This is a genomic window from Syntrophomonas sp. UBA1041 (genome assembly GCF_002316705.1).
GTDB lineage: Bacteria > Bacillota > Syntrophomonadia > Syntrophomonadales > Syntrophomonadaceae > DTU019.
Genome location: NZ_DCEA01000032.1, coordinates 40,028 through 57,658, shown reverse-complemented (window position 1 = coordinate 57,658; position 17,631 = coordinate 40,028). Strand labels below are relative to the sequence as shown.

18 protein-coding genes are annotated in these 17,631 nt (G+C 51.9%); all 18 read right to left on the bottom strand.

The genetic code is table 11. The annotated features are described in order from the left end of the window. Positions 1–1,175, bottom strand: a 1,175-nt coding sequence (locus B2633_RS05700; RefSeq protein ID WP_483169695.1) for a Clp protease N-terminal domain-containing protein, incomplete at its 3' end; no start/stop codon positions are given. 9 nt (positions 1,176–1,184) lie between these two features. Beyond that, positions 1,185–1,457, bottom strand: a complete 273-nt coding sequence (locus B2633_RS05695) for a chaperone modulator CbpM (protein ID WP_483169694.1) — start codon at positions 1,455–1,457, stop codon at positions 1,185–1,187. 10 nt (positions 1,458–1,467) lie between these two features. Further along, positions 1,468–2,478, bottom strand: a complete 1,011-nt coding sequence (locus tag B2633_RS05690) for a DnaJ C-terminal domain-containing protein (RefSeq protein ID WP_483169693.1) — start codon at positions 2,476–2,478, stop codon at positions 1,468–1,470. Positions 2,479–2,493: 15 nt separating this feature from the next. Beyond that, a complete protein-coding gene (gene dnaK / locus B2633_RS05685; RefSeq protein WP_483169692.1) occupies positions 2,494–4,371 on the bottom strand; it encodes a molecular chaperone DnaK in 1,878 nt (625 codons plus the stop codon). A 205-nt stretch (positions 4,372–4,576) separates the two neighbouring features. Next, positions 4,577–6,286, bottom strand: coding sequence for a peptidoglycan D,D-transpeptidase FtsI family protein (locus tag B2633_RS05680; RefSeq protein WP_483169691.1), 1,710 nt, complete (start codon positions 6,284–6,286; stop codon positions 4,577–4,579). A gap of 54 nt (positions 6,287–6,340) precedes the next feature. Then, the gene (locus B2633_RS05675; protein ID WP_483169690.1) at positions 6,341–6,565 is read right to left on the bottom strand and encodes a DUF4911 domain-containing protein; all 225 of its coding nucleotides are present in this window, start codon (positions 6,563–6,565) and stop codon (positions 6,341–6,343) included. Beyond that, complete coding sequence (locus tag B2633_RS05670) at positions 6,555–7,901, bottom strand: peptidase U32 family protein (protein ID WP_483169689.1); 1,347 nt, start codon at positions 7,899–7,901, stop codon at positions 6,555–6,557. Before B2633_RS05670 ends, B2633_RS05675 begins: the two co-directional genes overlap by 11 nt. Continuing rightward, a complete protein-coding gene (mltG, locus tag B2633_RS05665; protein ID WP_483169688.1) occupies positions 7,843–8,886 on the bottom strand; it encodes an endolytic transglycosylase MltG in 1,044 nt (347 codons plus the stop codon). The genes B2633_RS05670 and mltG overlap by 59 nt, the downstream gene beginning before the upstream one ends. Positions 8,887–8,901: 15 nt before the next feature. Beyond that, the gene (locus B2633_RS05660) at positions 8,902–10,323 is read right to left on the bottom strand and encodes a VanW family protein (protein WP_483169687.1); all 1,422 of its coding nucleotides are present in this window, start codon (positions 10,321–10,323) and stop codon (positions 8,902–8,904) included. A 195-nt stretch (positions 10,324–10,518) separates the two neighbouring features. After that, a complete protein-coding gene (locus B2633_RS05655; RefSeq protein WP_481040755.1) occupies positions 10,519–10,806 on the bottom strand; it encodes a DUF1292 domain-containing protein in 288 nt (95 codons plus the stop codon). 67 nt (positions 10,807–10,873) lie between these two features. Beyond that, complete coding sequence (ruvX, locus tag B2633_RS05650; RefSeq protein ID WP_483169686.1) at positions 10,874–11,287, bottom strand: Holliday junction resolvase RuvX; 414 nt, start codon at positions 11,285–11,287, stop codon at positions 10,874–10,876. 55 nt (positions 11,288–11,342) lie between these two features. Further along, a complete protein-coding gene (locus tag B2633_RS05645; protein WP_481040759.1) occupies positions 11,343–11,597 on the bottom strand; it encodes an IreB family regulatory phosphoprotein in 255 nt (84 codons plus the stop codon). A 56-nt stretch (positions 11,598–11,653) separates the two neighbouring features. Further along, positions 11,654–14,299, bottom strand: a complete 2,646-nt coding sequence (gene alaS, locus B2633_RS05640; RefSeq protein WP_483169685.1) for an alanine--tRNA ligase — start codon at positions 14,297–14,299, stop codon at positions 11,654–11,656. Between the two features lie 120 nt (positions 14,300–14,419). Continuing rightward, entirely contained in the window at positions 14,420–15,439 is a 1,020-nt protein-coding gene (locus B2633_RS05635; RefSeq protein WP_483169684.1) for an AI-2E family transporter, read from the bottom strand. 2 nt (positions 15,440–15,441) lie between these two features. Next, entirely contained in the window at positions 15,442–15,645 is a 204-nt protein-coding gene (locus B2633_RS05630; protein ID WP_483169683.1) for a hypothetical protein, read from the bottom strand. Between the two features lie 19 nt (positions 15,646–15,664). Then, complete coding sequence (locus B2633_RS05625) at positions 15,665–15,841, bottom strand: hypothetical protein (protein ID WP_483169699.1); 177 nt, start codon at positions 15,839–15,841, stop codon at positions 15,665–15,667. Between the two features lie 2 nt (positions 15,842–15,843). Then, positions 15,844–16,305, bottom strand: coding sequence for a PRC-barrel domain-containing protein (locus tag B2633_RS05620; protein WP_483169682.1), 462 nt, complete (start codon positions 16,303–16,305; stop codon positions 15,844–15,846). Positions 16,306–16,555: 250 nt separating this feature from the next. Then, a complete protein-coding gene (gene mnmA, locus B2633_RS05615) occupies positions 16,556–17,584 on the bottom strand; it encodes a tRNA 2-thiouridine(34) synthase MnmA (protein ID WP_483169681.1) in 1,029 nt (342 codons plus the stop codon). Positions 17,585–17,631 lie beyond the last annotated feature (47 nt).

The window sequence follows — 17,631 nt, the reverse complement described above, 5'->3', positions numbered from 1 at the left end:
ATGGCCTTGTCGGGGAGGAAGCGGTCCGAAATATAACGGTCGGACAGAACCGCAGCCGCTACCAGGGCGGCGTCCTGTATGCGCACCCCGTGGTGTACTTCGTAGCGTTCTTTCAAACCCCTCAATATGGAGATGGTATCCTCCACTGAAGGGGGATTGACAAATACCGGCTGAAAACGCCGTTCCAGGGCGGCGTCTTTTTCAATGTGTTTGCGGTACTCGTCCAAAGTGGTGGCCCCGATGGCGCGCAGTTCCCCGCGGGCCAACATGGGTTTTAACAGATTGCTGGCATCCATGGCCCCTTCAGCAGCCCCGGCTCCGATCACCGTATGCAGTTCGTCAATGAACAAGACTACTGTGCCGCTGGAATCCTGCACCTCTTTCAGAACCGCTTTGAGCCGCTCTTCAAACTCTCCCCGGTATTTGGCCCCGGCTACCAAAGCGCCCATATCCAGAGATATGATCTGTTTGCCTTTCAGGCCCTCAGGCACGTCTCCGGCCACGATTCGCCTGGCCAGTCCTTCTACGATGGCGGTTTTCCCTACCCCGGGCTCGCCAATCAGAATAGGGTTGTTTTTCGTGCGGCGGGAGATAATTTCTATCACCCGGCGTATCTCCTCATCCCGGCCGATCACCGGATCCAATTTGCCTTCCCTGGCCAGGCGGGTCAGGTCTCTGCCATAGCGGCTCAGGGCTTCATAGCTCTCCTCGGGATTCTCACTGGTCACTCGCTGCGAACCGCGCACCGCGCGCAGGGCATTGAAAATCTGGTCACGGTTCAAGCCTACGGTTTGCAATAGATTTTTAAGATCGTTTTCGCTTTCAGTAATTAATCCCAGGAGGATGTGCTCCACACTGACATAGTCATCTTTTAAGAGCTGGGCTTCTTTTTCGGCCTGATTCAGTACCCGGGCCAGGGAGCCGCTCATATACACCGAGCCCTCATATCCGTAAACGGCCGGAATTTTTTCCAATAGCCGATTCAACTGCTGGTCAAAAGCATTGAGGTTTATGCCGGCTTGTTCCAGCAATCGCGGCACGATGCCCTCTTCCTGAGTTATCAAGGCCTTTAAAAGGTGCTTGCTGTTTACTTCCTGATGGTGTTTCTCGGCTGCCAGCTGATGCGCTTCGGACAGGGCTTGCCGCGACTTTTGGGTAAGACGTTCTATATTCATCTAATCACCTCATTTCTTCAAGTGTTCGATTTCGTCCTCCAGGGATTCGATTCGCTCCAATAATTCCACGATTATAGCGGCTGCGTTTATATTTACCCCCAGCCTCTGCCTGATGCGCATAATTTTTGAAATCCGTGTCAAGCAGCAGCTGTCGATGCGGTGATTCCTAATTTCGATAATTCCAAGCTCCGCCAGCAACTGCAGGAATTCTGGATGGATATCGATTTGCGATAATGGCATCGGCTCCCCTTCATCATGGAAGTATACTCTGTAGATGCTCATAAGTACTCTCCTACCTTTTTCGAATCTCCTGTAGCTGCCTGTACAGATCGCGTTCCGCTTCACTCAAATTACGCGGTATATCGATTTTTATTCTGACGTACTGGTCTCCGCGGGTCCCGTCTTTCCTGGGCAGTCCCTTGCCCTTGATGCGCATGCGCTGCCCGTTATGGCTCCCCGGCGGAACCGTCATAGTGATGCTGCCCTCCAGGGTGGGAACCGGCATTTTATCCCCCAGAACAGCCTGCTCGGGGGTGACGGTCAACTCTGATTCAATGTCACTTTCCTGTAGTTTAAACAGGGGGTGGGGCAGGATATTGACCTTCAGGTGCAGGTCGCCGCGCGGACCGCCGTTAAACCCCTCTCCCCCCTGTCCTTTCAGGCGGATGCGGCTGCCCTGATATACACCGGCAGGGATGTTGACCTGCAGGGTCTTCCGCTCGGGTATCGAACCGGTGCCGCCGCAGCGCTGGCAGAAGCCTTGATCCTTAAACCCCTGGCCGTGGCACTCCGGGCAGGTGGAAGCGCTGCTGATGGCGAAGGATCTGGCGCCGCCATGCAAGGCTTCTTCCAGAGTGATATCGACTTGGCTTTCCACATCTTCACCTCGCCGGGGCCGATCATAATAATAAGAGCCGAAATCGGTCTGGGACTGCCGGCCGCGTTGTCTTCCACCGAACAAAACATCAAAGAAGCTGCTGAAGCCTCCCAGGTCTGACGGATCGAAATCAGTGCTGGTGTAGGTATAGAAACCGTCACTGCCGGGCGGGGGGGTGAATTGATCCCCCGCCCGCCAGTTGCTCCCCAGACGGTCATATTTAGCCCTTTTATCGGGGTCGCTCAGTACTTCGTAGGCTTCATTGATCTGCTTGAATTTCTCTTCCGCTTCGTCTTTCTTTTTCCCGGTGTGCAGATCAGGATGCCATTTCCGCGCTAGTTTGCGGTAGGCCGCCTTAATCTGTTTGGGATCAGCGTTGCGCTCCACCCCCAGAACCTGGTAATAATCCTGATATTGCACTGACATAATCTACTGCCTCCATTAACGGGATGATTTATTTTCTTCATATTCGGCATCAATAACATCGTCGCCGTCCGTCTGAGCGGCGGCGCCGGGCTCTGATGCCTTATGCCCCGCATTCGCCATGGCCTGGGCCGCCTCGTTCAGCTGGCTCATCAGATCGTCCAGGGCCGCACTGGAACTGCCGTCTTTAATGGCTTTTTTCAGTTGTTCCAATTTCTCCTCTATGCCGGCTTTATCAGCTGTTGGCAATTGATCTGCCATGGTGCTCAACTGCCGCTCTACCTGATAAGCCAGAGCGTCAGCCTGGTTGCGCTTTTCCGCCTCTTCGCGCCGTCTGCGGTCTTCCGCGTTAAAGTTCTGGGCGTCTTTGATCATCTTGTCGATCTCGCCCTTATCCAGGTTCGAGGAGCCGCTGATAGTAACCTGCTGTTCCTTGCCGCTGGTCTTATCTTTGGCGGTAACTTTGAGAATACCGTTGGCATCGATATCAAAGGTAACCTCAATCTGCGGTATCCCCCGCGGTGCAGGCGGAATCCCCTCCAGCTTGAATTGTCCCAGAGAACGATTGTCACGGGCCATTTCCCGCTCACCCTGCAAGACATGGATATCAACCGCGGGCTGATTATCATCGGCAGTGGAAAATACTTCACTGCGGCGCACCGGAATGGTGGTATTGCGCTCAATGATGCGGGTCATGATACCGCCCATGGTTTCCACCCCCAGGGATAAGGGGGTCACATCCAGTAAGACCACGTCCTTGACCTCACCGGACAATACCCCGGCCTGAATGGCTGCTCCCACCGCTACAACCTCGTCGGGATTTACGCTCATGTTGGGCTTTTTTCCGGTGAGTTCTTCAACCAGCTTTTGCACCACCGGCACCCGGGTAGAACCGCCCACCAGAATGACCTCGTCAATATCCGGGGCGTTTAGCCTGGCATCTGCCAGAGCCGATTTAATGGGCTGGCGCAGTCTTTCAACCAGGTCGTGCACCAGATCTTCAAATTTTGCCCGGGTCAATTTTATATCCAGGTGTTTGGGTCCATCGGCATCCGCGGTAATAAACGGCAGACTAACCTGGGTCTCCAATACGCTGGAAAGTTCTACTTTGGCCTTTTCCGCCGCTTCAGTCAAGCGCTGCAGACTCTGTTTGTCTTTCCTCAGGTCGATGCCGTAATCCTTTTTGAATTCCTCCGCCAGCCAATCCACGATAGCCTTGTCAAAATTGTCTCCTCCCAGATGAGTGTCCCCATTAGTGGATTTCACTTCAAAAACCCCGTCCCCGACCTCCAGGATGGACACGTCAAAAGTCCCGCCGCCCAGGTCAAAGACCAGTATGGTTTCATTAGTCTTCTTTTCCAAACCATAGGCCAGGGCGGCAGCGGTCGGTTCATTTATTATTCTCAAAACATTTAACCCCGCGATTTTTCCGGCGTCTTTGGTAGCCTGGCGCTGGGCGTCGTTAAAGTAAGCCGGTACGGTGATAACCGCATCGACCACCTTTTCTCCCAAGTAATTGGAAGCATCCTCCGCCAGCTTGCTCAATATCATTGCGGAAATCTCTTCCGCAGCATAGAATTTGTCATCAACCTTGAATCGAACCGCATCAGCCGGCCCCGCGCTAACCTGGTAGGGCACCAGCTTGCGCTCGTCTTCAACCTCTTTAAAACGCCGTCCGATAAATCTTTTTACCGAGTAAAAGGTCTTTTCAGGATTCAAGGCTCCTTGGCGCTTGGCAACCTGTCCCACCAGGCGGCCTTTTCCCTCTTTAAAAGCAACTACCGAAGGTGTTGTTCTAGATCCTTCGGCATTTATTATAACCGTGGGGCTCCCCCCCTCAATCACTGCGACAACGGAGTTGGTCGTACCCAGGTCAATTCCAACTGCTTTGGCCATTACTATACACCTCCTCAAGTAAATCATGAGCCAAACTCATATTGAAATATAAATATGGTATTTTTCATCCGGCTGGGTGAAGCAGCCTTAAATCAGTCACCAGCTTTCCTAATATCTGTCTTTTATTATAATATGCACCTTATTAATAGTCAATAAAGGTCAAAGCAATTTATTTACATATTCCGTCCTGATACGCAGCGGGTTTTTAATAGTAATTCATCATTCCCTGTACGATGTCGCGGAACACCGGGGCAGCGTCTTTGCTGCCGCTTTCACCGTCTTCAGCCAGAACCACGATAGCAAAGCGGGGTTCAGCGGCGGGGAAGTATCCGCCAAACCAAGCGTTGAGTATTTCACGGGGAGGGGTGGTACTATTATCAATTGTGCCGGTCTGACTGGTACCGGTTTTCCCTGCAATTGGCACTTCCTGCATGGCGGCGCTCTGGCCGCTCCCTTCTGTAATCACTTTTTCCATCATCTGCCGCATCACGGCGGCAGTTTCCAGGCTGATTACTTTTTGCTTGGATTGATCAGGCCAGACTTCTGTGCTGCCATACTGATCTACGCTGTAGCGCACCAGGGAAGGCGCTTTCCAGAAACCCTCATCGGCGATCGTCGCAATCATGGAGGTCAATTGCAATGGAGTGAGCATCACCCCTTTTTGCCCCACACAAGCATTCCCCAGTGCGGCAGGTCCGGCTTCAATATTCACATAGCTGTAATCAGTGTCAGCCACATAACCTTGAAGGGTTTCATCAGTGAGGTGGAACCGCTCCACATATTTCATTAAATTGTTTCTGCCCAAAGCTTCCCCGACCGCTATAAAACTGGGATTACAGGAACGCGTAAATGCAGTGGTCAGATCAATCCGGCCATGACCTTCTTTTTTCAGACAGGAAATGGACACCTGAGAATTAAAATCGTAGGCCCCATCGCATTCAAAATAATCGTCAACGGTGACGGCTCCTTCTTCTAAAGCTGCTGCGGCTACCAGTATTTTAAAGATGGAGCCGGGGTGATACCTGCTTAAGGCCCGGTTGGTAAGGGTGCTATAAGGGTCGCTGGCTATTATCAGGCTGATATCATCGTAGGGATTGAAACCGGGCCTGCTGGCCATGGCTAAAACCTGGCGGGTTTCGATGTCCATCACCACCACCGCCCCGCGGTCCACGTGCCGGTTCATGGCTGTTTCAGCCAGTTCCTGAATGCGCTTGTCAATGGTCAAAGCCACCGTGCCCCGGGAGTTTTCCTGTTCCTGACGCAGTTTAAACATCAACCCTTTTATAACCGTATTGCGGGCATCCACCGTTGAAACTAATTCCAGCTCGGCAGTGGAATTGGCCAGGATGTGATCATAGCTTTTTTCGATGCCTGATTGCCCGCTGTTTCCTGTCGGGCCGACATACCCCAGCAGGTGGGCCATAAAACCGTCATCCCGGTACCTTTTTATCATAGGAGCTACGATCACCCCCTGTATGTCCAGATCAAGCAAGGCCTCCACCTCCTCATCGCCGAGGCGGGAAGCTATTCTGATCAGTGACCGGTCCTGATCTCTCACCTGGCTCAGGTTCTGTTTGATTTCTTGTTCGGTGTCTTCATTCAGATAGGGAGCCAGAAGGGATTCAACCCGGTTAAAGGCCGCCTGAAGGTTGCCGTCTCCAGCATAGTGAGTGTTTATCACCCCCGGCATAGCATAGAGGGCATAATCTTTGGTGCTATCGGTGAGAGGGATGCCATTGCGATCCAGAATAACGCCCCGCGGGTACTCTTTCAGCTCAATGGTCTGACTTCTCATCTGCACTGCGGCGCGGGCCAGCTTACGGCCGTTTATCACCTGATCCCAGGACAGCTTGCCGGCCAGAAAAACAAAAATAAACAGCATCATGAAAGCCACCAGGGCAATACGTCGGCGCACTGCCAAGCCCCCTTTTTCTGCCTTTAAATGTAGCATGGTCTCATCATATCAGGCTTATACAGCGGGTCCGTTTTTGATGGAAATCTCGAAAGGCAAATTAGTCAAGATATGCATTAAATCCCGGCGGGTGTCCGCGGTTCCCCGCACTACCACCAGGCCGTTATGGCGGTCTATAGTGGATAAGACCCCCAGGTGCTCGTAACCCTCGATTATTTTGTTTAACAAATCGATATCTGCGGGATTTACCGTCAGCCAAATATTGCCGCAATCATTCTGCACGGCCTGCCCTCCTTAACACCCGGCGCAATATTGAATTTGGCAGAACGGGCTCCGATGAGGGTATCCAAACCCGCTGCCGGGCATGGCGGGCGCGGTCCAAAGGCATTCCGTCACTGTCATAAAGCTCTGTGAGGGTTAATGGTCTGATATCTTGCGGCGGAATCATGATCTCCAGGTCTTCACCCCGGCCAAAATTAGCCCTCTGTTCAACCTCGATTCTGCCCCTCTCCTGATCGCGGCCCTTTACCATCCCGCAGAACTCGAAATGATAATCGTCCCGAGGCGTTTTGGCGGTGTCTTGTAGCTCATCTGCAGAACCGCAAATAAAACCGGTGGTATAAGGCCGGGTGGCTATGCCCCGCAGTTCAAGGCGCCAGGCTTCCAGATCCGGGGGCGAATAAGGGGAACGGCTTTGCAGCCATTTATCGATAGCCTGTCTATAAACTCGAGCCGTCACGGCGGTATAGAGGGGGCTTTTCATGCGCCCCTCCACTTTAAAGGCATCAACCCCGGCCTCGATCAGTTGCGGGATATAATCCAACAGGCACAGGTCCCTGGAGTTGAGAATGTAGGTGCCATGCTGATCTTCTTCAATAGGGTAGTATTGCCCGGGGCGCTTCTCTTCCTGCAGGGCATAGCGGTAACGGCAGGGATGAGCGCAAGCGCCTTGATTGGCGCTGCGCCCGGTCATATAATATGACAACAGGCAGCGTCCTGAATAAGATACGCACATGGCCCCGTGGATAAAGACTTCGATTTCCATCCCTACCCGGGCCTTGATAGCAGATATCTCATCCAGCGACAATTCCCGGGCCAGTACAATCCTGGCGGCGCCCATATCCTTGAACACCGCAGCGCTTTCGTAATTGCTCACATTGGCCTGGGTACTGACCGTAATAGGAATCCGGGGTGCGCAGCGCCGGGCCAGTTTGATGACTCCCGGATCCGACACAATCAAGCCGTCTACATTAAGCTCGGCAAGCTTCTCCAGATAATGAGGCAATTCTTTGAGGTGGCGGTTATGCGCCAGGATGTTCACTGCCACATAAACCTTTTTGCCCATACTCCGGGCAAATTTTACGCCCTGGCCGAGAGCTGCCAGGTCAAAGTTGCCGGCATAAGCCCGCAGACTATATTCCTGGCCGCCGACATATACCGCATCCCCGCCAAAAAGCAAGGCGGTCTCCAATTTTTCCAGGTCGCCGGCCGGCATTAAAAGCTCCGGCCGAAGATGGCTCAGGTCTTCGCAAAGCTGTGATTGACTTGAAAAGGCAGGTTTAGTTTGCATAGCGGCGCTGAGCTGCCAGGTGTTCGCCAAAGGTGGCGGTAAATTCATGGCTGCCGTCTCCTCGGGCAACATAATACAAATAGTGGTGGTTCTCCGGTGCCAGGGCAGCTTGGATAGAGGCCTGACCCGGGCAGGCGATCGGTCCAGGCGGCAAACCGGGGTATAGGTAGGTATTATAGGGCGAGTTCACCTGTAAGTCAGCATATGTAACTACAGGTTTATTGGTACCCAGACAATACAGTACAGTGGCGTCTATCTGCAGGAGCATGTCCATATCCAGCCGGTTCTTTATGACCCCGGCGATCTGGGCCCTCTCGCTTGCTATCCCGGCTTCTTCCTCAATCAAGGAAGCAGTGGTGACCACTTCCATCATATTGCGATTCTGCGCCTGTGCCAGCCCGGCGAATTGGTCGTTCCATACGGTTTCAAAGCGGGTCAGCATTATTTTTACAATTTCCTTGGCGGAGGTGGATTCTTCAATAGTATAGGTGTCAGGGAAAAGGAAACCCTCTAAAGGATGCTTAACCGCAGAGGAACGCTGTGCTTTGAGAAAGGAAAAATCATAGTCGTCGCCGGCCACTTGCTTCCATTCCTCAGGGCTGCATATACCCCTGCCGACCAGCAGTTCGCCTATCTGGTCAACGGTATAGCCTTCCGGTATGGTTAAAGACAGCTTGACTACCCTTCCCTCGGCAATGGCCGAGGCAATTTCAGCCAATCCTTGACTCCTGGAAAAACGGTAATGGCCCGCCTTGAGCTGGTTGTCCAAACCCTGCTGACGGCAATAGGCCAGAAAGAAGTCCTCATTGCGGATCAAATCCTGTGATTTCAATAACGCGGCAATCCCGGCCGCGTTGCTGGCCGGGGGGATATTAAGATCTATCCAATTAAGATCACCGGGATCTACCGGCTGATACTGCCGGGAAAGGAGTTGCCCTCCCCAAAGGCCCAGGCTTAGCAGTATCAATAGGGCGGCCAGCATTAACATGGTGTTTTTCTTGCGCATAACCTTGATTTCACTCATTTCAACCATCCATTTTCATATTTCTTAATCGGTATATCCTTCAGCCCCCGGATCCACATTTTCCGGCTCGGTATCTACCGGGGTCTCAGACGGGTCAGGTTTGTCGGGATCGCTGCCGGGATCATCCGGATCATCCGGCTTATCCCGGTCAGAAGGCTTTTCAGGCGGCGCTTCCGGCCCCACAAAAACCAATTTATTTAAAGGTTTATAACGATCCCGGGCCAGCTGCTCGGTGCTGGTGGTTTCTCCGCCGGCGCCAAGATAACTGCGGAAAGAGCGCACCACATATCCGGGTGTTCCGTTATGATCCAACTTTTCTGTTCCGGGTTCCATATCGGGTTTTAGTTCTCGTATCTCTTGAAAAGGAATGACCTGGTCAATAACATAGCTCAATTTCACATTTTTCTTGAAAGCCAGGTTGCCGTACAGGGTGATGGTCAGCTTCCCTCCTCCGGCCACGGCTCTTATGTAAACCGGACTGTCGGTGTTGTTTCTGAAGCGGTAGTCCTGCAGCCCGTAAGCCACAGTCGCATCCAGTCCGGGAGGGATGTAGGCCACCAGGAGGCCGTGGTTGTAGCGTTCCACTATTTCCAATCCCGCCAGGAGAGTGGCATTGTAAAGCGTTGAAGATACCTGGCATATACCGCCCCCGGTGCCGGGCTCGAATCTGTCCCCCACAATAACCAGGGCATCCCGGTATCCGGTAACACCAGTACGCGGTCCCACGGTCTGGTTAAATGAAAAGACCTGCCCGGGCTTGATCATCACCCCGTTTATAATGTTGGCGGCTTTGGTCAGATTATGGGTGCGGTCTACCTCAGCCACTTTATACCAGGTGGTAGATGAGGACAATTCCCCCATCCCTTCAAGGTCCTTGGCAATAACCGCCGGATAATTTTCCTTCATTTTGAGCGGTATTTCCAATGCAGAAAACTCATCCCATTCTTCCGGCATTTGCGACCAGGTGGCATCATGGTCTATTTCTTTCCCTATCTTTTCGGGTACTACCACCAGGCCCCTGCTCTTGTCCACCTCCAGGTAGGCATCCTCGGCCGGGGTTCCCAAAGTCCCCTGCCACTCTTTAAGCAACTGCTGCACCACATCAGCCCGGTATTCGACCGGCACTGAATACTGAACGGCTTTGCTGCCAACCATACTGGTGGCTTTAGAGATCCAGTTCCGCTTGGCCTCCTGGGAGTAGACCTCATTGACGACCCTGGCTGCCTCCACCGGGAAAGTCAAGGCCCCCAGGGTTGTTTCATAACGATAGGTTCCGCTGGTGAAAACCACCGGTTGCTTATAGGCCCGGTTCACTCGCTTTTCCAGAGTAGTTATAGCCTGGCTGCTATCGCAGCCTGCAACCGCAGCATTGGCTATCGTGACCCCGGGAAGAAAACTCTGTTTACTGGCATATGCCTGCCAATAAAAAAGACCTGCTGCCGACATTATGCCCAAAATAAGGATAATTACCCAAAATACAGCCTTCTTTAATCTTGTATCGAATTGTATAGCAGACAAAACTCTTCCCCCAAAGCCTAGATTAGTCCTAACTATTACGATTATATTACATTTACGAAGCAGTATGCTATCTAATCAGAGACACAAAAAAGAAGCCCGGAGGCTTCTTTTGAAGACTTAAAATTAGATGCCCTCGCTGTCTACCAATTCCTGCCAGGCATCTGCCACCATTTCCCATTCTTCTTCATCTTCGATGTCGCTCAGGAATTCGTTGCCTTCTTCATCGTAGACCACTTTGAGTATGACCACTTCACATTCCTCTTCATCTTCCTCTTCCAGGGGTATAAGGACGCGGTAAAAGGCCTCCTCGATTTCCAGTTCAGCTAATAGCTCAAATTGATGTTCTATACCTTCATCATCAACCAGAACGAGTACTGGATAATCATCATCTAAAAGGTCTCCATCGTGCATTAGAGTCACCTCTTTCTACAAACTATTGACATTCTATAGTTTATTGCTCTTTTCGTCAAACAAACTCTTAACGGCTGTGGCGGTCCAGATAACCTTGCAATATGTGAACCGCAGCCAGTTTATCGATAACCTGCCTGCGCTTGCGGCGCGAAACATCTGCTGCCAGGAGGGTGCGTTCAGCGCTTTTGGTAGACAGTCTTTCATCCCAGAATTCAACTTCGATTCCGGTAAAAGACGATAATTGTGCTGCAAAGCCCTGCACCAGTTCCGCACGAGGCCCGATAGTACCGTTCATGTTAAGAGGCAAACCGACTACGATCTTTTCAATTTGATTTTCAGCACAAAGCCGGGCCAGGTGAGCAAAATCCCGGGCCGGATCATTTCGCAGCAATACCGAATGAGGCTGAGCTGTCCAACCTAAAGGATCGCTCAGAGCCACCCCGATGCGCTTGTCTCCGACATCTAATCCCATTATTCTCATAATTCACCCTGCATAACCCTGACGCATCCCGGCTGCCTGCAGTACCGTTTCTTAATCACTTGCCCAGGTAGTCCCTGATTAAAACCTCCATGATCTCATCACGGTCCACTTTGCAGATAAGGCTGCGGGCTTCGTTATGGCTGGTAATATAGGCCGGGTCACCGGAAATCATATACCCTACCAGCTGGTTTATCGGGTTATATCCCTTTTCTTCCAGGGCCAGGTGAACTGACTGCAGGATCGATTTGACCCTTTCCTCGCCGTCTTTGGCCAGACTGAAACTTACCGTATTTTTAGGTCCGTGTGCCATATTTTAAATCCCTCCCCAGGTACTCTTTCGGCTTGGGAAATAGATAATCCTTTTACTTACCCCAGAGAATTTTCCACTAGCGCCCGGGCAGCACTCAAGGCGGCATCTATTTTATCCGGCTCCCGGCCCCCGGCCTGGGCCATGTCCGGCCTGCCCCCGCCTCCGCCTCCGGTGATGCGCGCTGCTTCTCCCACGATTTTCCCGGCATGTACGCCCTTTTCCACCAGATCCTTACTCACAAAACACACCAGAGAAACCTTATCGTTATTTTCCGTAGCCAGGAGCACTACGGCGCTGCCCAATTTATCCTTCAGCATTTCCGCGTTCTGGCGCAGTGAATCGGGTTCCTGGCCTGTCACCCGCGCGATAAGTATATGACTGCCGCCCTTTTTATAAGCCTGCGTCAACAAGTCCTCGCTGGCACTGCGTGAGATCTTCGCCTTCAAAGCCTCGATCTCCCGCTCCCGTTCTTTGAGCATACGAGTCATGGCTTCAACCCGGTTGCTCACATCACGGTCCGTGGTCTTTAAAAGTCCTGCGGCCTTTTTAATCTCCTGTTCGATTCCCTGCAGGTAGCCGAGGGCGGCCTTTCCTGCCACAGCTTCAATCCTGCGTAATCCGGAGCCTATACTGCCCTCACTCAATATCTTAAAAAGGCCGATCTGGCCGGTATTTTTCACATGGGTTCCGCCGCACAGTTCCAGACTGTAACCTTCCACCTGAACCATACGCACCAAATCACCGTATTTCTCTCCGAATAAAGCCATGGCGCCCATATTGCGGGCCTCTTCCAGGCTTTTTACCGAAGTTCCCACCGCATAAGCCTGCCATATGGCTTCATTAACCAGGCATTCAATCTTCTCGATTTCCTGCTCGCTCAAAGCTGACAGATGGGAAAAATCGAAACGCAGACGGTCAGGCTCAACCAGAGACCCCTTTTGCTGCGCGTGCTCTCCGAGTACAGTTTGCAGAGCTTTGTGCAGGAGGTGGGTAGCGGTGTGATGGCGGGCCGTAGCCAACCTGGATTCGGTTTGCACCTCCAGAGCGACAGTTTCCCCGCTGGTTAAGGTTCCTTTCAAAGTGCCCAGATGAATAATCCAGGGCCCCACTTTCTGCACGTCGTCAACAGACATTTTTCCAGCCTGGCCGGATATCATGCCCCGGTCAGCCACTTGCCCGCCGCTCTCGGCGTAGAAGGGTGTGGCTGCGGTGACTGCCATAATGGGGCCGTCCTGCGCCGCGCTGACCAGCTCACCGTCTTTGATCAAAGCCAGCAGCCGGGATTGATCTGTTAAGGTGTCATAGCCGGTAAACCCGGTGGGTTCAGCCTCGATCTGGGCCAACAGCTCCGAAATCATGATCTCGCGAGCCCAGGCCTCACCGCCTTTATTGGCCTGGCGGGCTCTTTCCCGCTGCATATTCATCTGTTCGTTAAAGCCGTCACGGTCGACGCTGACCCCGTTTTCATCAGCCACATCCTCCGCCGAATCCAGGGGGAAGCCATAGGTATCGTAAAGCATAAAGGCCTCGGCTCCGCTCATGACCTGGCGGCCTTCTTTTTTCATGTTTTTGATAATATCTTCAACTTTTTTCAGGCCTTCGCTGAGGGTTACCAGGAAGCGCTGTTCCTCCATTTTGATAACTTCTTTGACAAATTCTTTGCGGCCCGTCAGTTCAGGATATGCGTCCTGCATGAGTTCGCACACCATATCGACGTTTTTATGTAAAAATGCCTCTTCAATCCCCAATACACGTCCGAAGCGAACCGCGCGCCTTAATATGCGGCGCAGTACATAGCCGCGTCCGTCATTGCTGGGCAGCACTCCGTCGCTTATCAAAAAGGTGCAGGCTCTGCTATGGTCGGCTATAACCCGGAAGGGAAAGCCTGCCTCCCCGCGATCGTATACCCTGCCGGTCATTTCCTCCATATGTTTGATGATGGGGGTAAAAAGATCAGTATCGAAATTGCTGTCCACACCCTGCAATAATGAACTGAGCCTTTCCAGTCCCATACCGGTGTCAATGCTGGGTTTGGGCAGCGGGGTCATGTTCCCGCTTTCATCGCGGTTATACTGCATGAATACCAGATTCCAGATTTCCAGGAATCGGTCACAGTCACACTGACCGATGCCGCATACCTCAGCTTTACAGGCATATTCCGGGCCGCGGTCGTAATGGATCTCGCTGCAAGGCCCGCATGGTCCGGTGTCGCCCATAGCCCAGAAATTGTCTTTCTCTCCCAGGCGGATGATGCGCTCCGGGGTGACCCCGGCGACTTCCTGCCACAGGGCATGGGCTTCATCATCATCGGTGTAAATAGTAATCCACAGTTTTTCCCGGGGAAGTTCGGCCACCTGGGTCAGAAACTCCCAGGCATAAGCGATGGCGTCACGTTTGAAATAATCACCAAAAGAGAAGTTGCCCAGCATTTCGAAAAAGGTATGATGCCTGGCGGTTCTCCCCACCGTGTCCAGGTCATTATGCTTTCCTCCGGCGCGCACACATTTTTGCGCAGTTGCCGCCCGGGTATAACTGCGCTTATCCAGACCTAAGAACACGTCTTTAAACTGGTTCATTCCAGCATTGGTGAACAATAGGGTAGGGTCATCAATAGGCACCAGTGATGAACTTTCCACCACCGTATGACCCTTTTCCCTGAAGAATTCGAGGAAAGTCTGTCTTATCTCACTGCTCTTTTTCACTAAAGGCCTCCTCCATCCCGAAAAAAATACTAGTATAGTTTATTTTCACGGAAAAGCCGATGTGCTGTCAACTTATCGCGGCTAGAAATTGCAATGGGAGCATTTTACATAAGCCGGCTTTTATTCTGCTATCTTGAGATGCGCCCAATGCAAAACCACTTTTAATACTGCTGCCGCCGGCAAAGCCAGGATAATGCCCCACAAGCCAAACAAGGTTCCTCCGGCCAGAAGCGTAAATATGATCACCAAAGGGTGCATACCTAATTTTTGACCAATTACCCGGGGAGTAAACAGGTTGGCATCTAATTGTTGGATAATAATAATCCCCAGGGTCATATATATGGCCAATTTTAATGAAACGCTCCATGCCAGAAGCACAGCCGGCAGTCCCCCCAGCAAGGGGCCGAAATAGGGAACCAGGTTGGTGATTGCCGCCAGGATACCGATGATCATCGGAAAAGGAACCCCCAGTATAGCCGCCAGGGCTCCCGTCAACAGCCCAACCGTTATCGCCACCAGGAAATACCCCTTTATAAACTCGGCCATTATCCTGTCGATCTCCTGACACAGGCTGCGCAGCTGTACACGCCCCCGCGGGGGAAGGAGATTAAGGAAACCATCTCTGATTTTTTCCCAGTCATTGAGGATATAAAAGGCCAGGATCGGCGCAAAAATCAAAGCGAGTATACGGTTTAACAGATGATACCAGGTGTTGATAAAGTTCTGTAAAGCGTTATATATACCAGTTTCGATCTGATCGAGATTATGGTCGATAAAGATTTGCAGGCGTTCCGGTTTGGATATGCCGTCCATTTGCGAGATCAGTTTCTGCACATCTTGCACACAATGCGGATAGAGTTTGGCCAGGTCCCCGAGTTCGGCCGCAGTGACCGGCACAATCCAATATATCAAGGCCCCCAGACTGGCTATGGCCAGGCAGTAGATGAGCAAAATTGCCATTACCCGCTTAAGACCCCGCTTTTCCAGGGCAGCGACAGGTCGGTAAAGAAAATAGGCCATTACCCCGCCGAAGCTAAAAGCATAGAGCACTTCGCGAACCCGGTACAAAAAATAGAGGGTGGCGACAGCCACCAGGAAAAAAAGAATGTAGCGCCATCCTCTAGTTTTGTAAAGGGACACCTTTACATCTCTCTTCCCATATTGGAATAGGTTTCGTCACGCATGCTGCCGACCGTGTTGTCGACAGCCTCTTTGGATCTGCTGATGATACGGTTTCCTACCCGGGACAGTTCGCTGCTCTGATTATAATACATCACTGTGGCTGCCACCCCCAGGAGGGCTCCAAACATCATAATGCCCCAATGACCATGATTGTGCTCTCTCAATGCTTCACCTCCGTCTCTGTTAAAGAATTTCTGAGGAATTATCCATAGCAATCAGACTTCCATCTTCGGCCACTTCATACAGATTAACCTGGCCTTTTTGAAAGTTGAATTCCAGATAGCAATTCCAACAGTAAAACTGGTCGCTTCCTACCTTGCCTACCTGCAGACCGCCACAAGCTGGGCATCTCAATGTCATGGTTAAGCTCTCCTTTCCGATTCAATGACCGCACTTGTTATACTCTTCCAGGTCACCTGGTCCAGTGGGATTTCGCAGCGGCCCTGCAGTATATCATTCAAAGCCCCGCTGTAAACCTCAACCCCCCAAACCCTGTGATCCTGCGCAGAGATTATGAAGTCACTGACCGCACCGACTTCCCGGCCCTGTTCATCGTATATAACATCTCCCACTTTTTTTTCGTATACGGTAGATTCTTCCCTTGCCGGGCATGGTTTGATACTGGCCATGTCATGAATCAGCACAGCATGCTGGCCTAATACAAAACAAGGGCTGGGGATCATACGCACTTCACTTTCGTTGGTGTTTATGATCAGATAGTCTATCCGGTAACTATCATCGACTACCACCTCTTTAACTGAACCGATTACAGTTGCGGTGGGTTCATAAAATACCGGCAGGCTCAATATGTTGCGCAACTTCAAGTCAGCTGGCCCCCTTGTTGTATTGTGTTTAGCTTGCCCGGCAGAGCAAAAAAAATGCGCCGTAAAAGGCGCAGTGTAATCAGATATAACTGTTTTAAGTCAATTTGTTATTCACTTCTGATTGTTATCGTCATTAGTTTCCCCGGGACTTTTTTCCATTACGGCAACGCTTTCCTTCCGGGCCGCCTCACCCCTTTGTCTGAGGCCTGCATAGACACCTCAACCGGGCTTAACGGCTGAAATCATCGCCTCATGACTTCAATCCCTTTTCGATTATGCCTCCGCCCAAAACTTGATCCTGGCAGTAGAAGACCACTGACTGGCCTTTGGTTATGGCCCGCTGTGGTTCAGCGAACTCGACCCTAACCCCGTCTTGCTGCGGATAAACCACGGCTTTGCTCAGGGGCGCCCGGTAGCGGATCTTGGCCTCAACTTCCAGGGGCAAAGGGGGCCGCTCACCACGAATAAAGTTCACATCACCGGCAGACAGAGCCCGTTGATACAGCTTCTCTTCCGGACCGGCGATGATGCGGTTCTGTTCACTTATTAAATCCACGATATACAACGGTTGGGCTGCGGCAATCCCCAGACCGCGCCGCTGTCCGACGGTGTAATAGGGCAGCCCCCGGTGCCGGCCTATAACGTTTCCGTGCAGGTCCTGAATCTCTCCGGGCTCATTATGCACTCGTTCCGCCAGGAAGTCCCGGTAGTCCCCCTCAATAAAGCAGATTTCCTGGCTTTCCTGGCCTTTTATGATGGGAATACCGTGTTCTTCGGCCAGCCGCCAAACCTCTTGCTTGGACAATTCGCCCAGCGGAAACAAGATTCGAGCTAATTGCGCCTGGTTCAGCCGGTAAAGGAAATAGCTCTGGTCTTTGCTGCGGTCCAGGCCCTGGTGAAGGCTGTATAAACCGGCTGCGGCGTCGTATTTTATCCGGGCGTAATGCCCGGTGGCAATCTTGTCACAGCCCTGCTCCAAGGCGTATTGCAGGAGGGCCCCGAATTTAATCACCGAGTTGCAGCGAATACAGGGATTGGGGGTAGCCCCCCTCTGGTAGGTGTCACAGAAATAACCTATGACCTCTTCCTGAAATCGACTTCTCAAGTCAACCACATGATGAGTGATACCCAAAAATTTTGCTATCTGTACGGCCTTGTGGGTTATGTCGGGGTTCCAATTTACCATGGTGATGCCCAGGACCTCATGACCGCTCTGCATTAACAATAAAGCGGCTACGGCACTGTCCACACCTCCGCTGAGAAAGACCCCGGTTCTCATTGGCGTCAGCTCCTGATTTCATTATGTTTCAAGCCTTGATTACTATG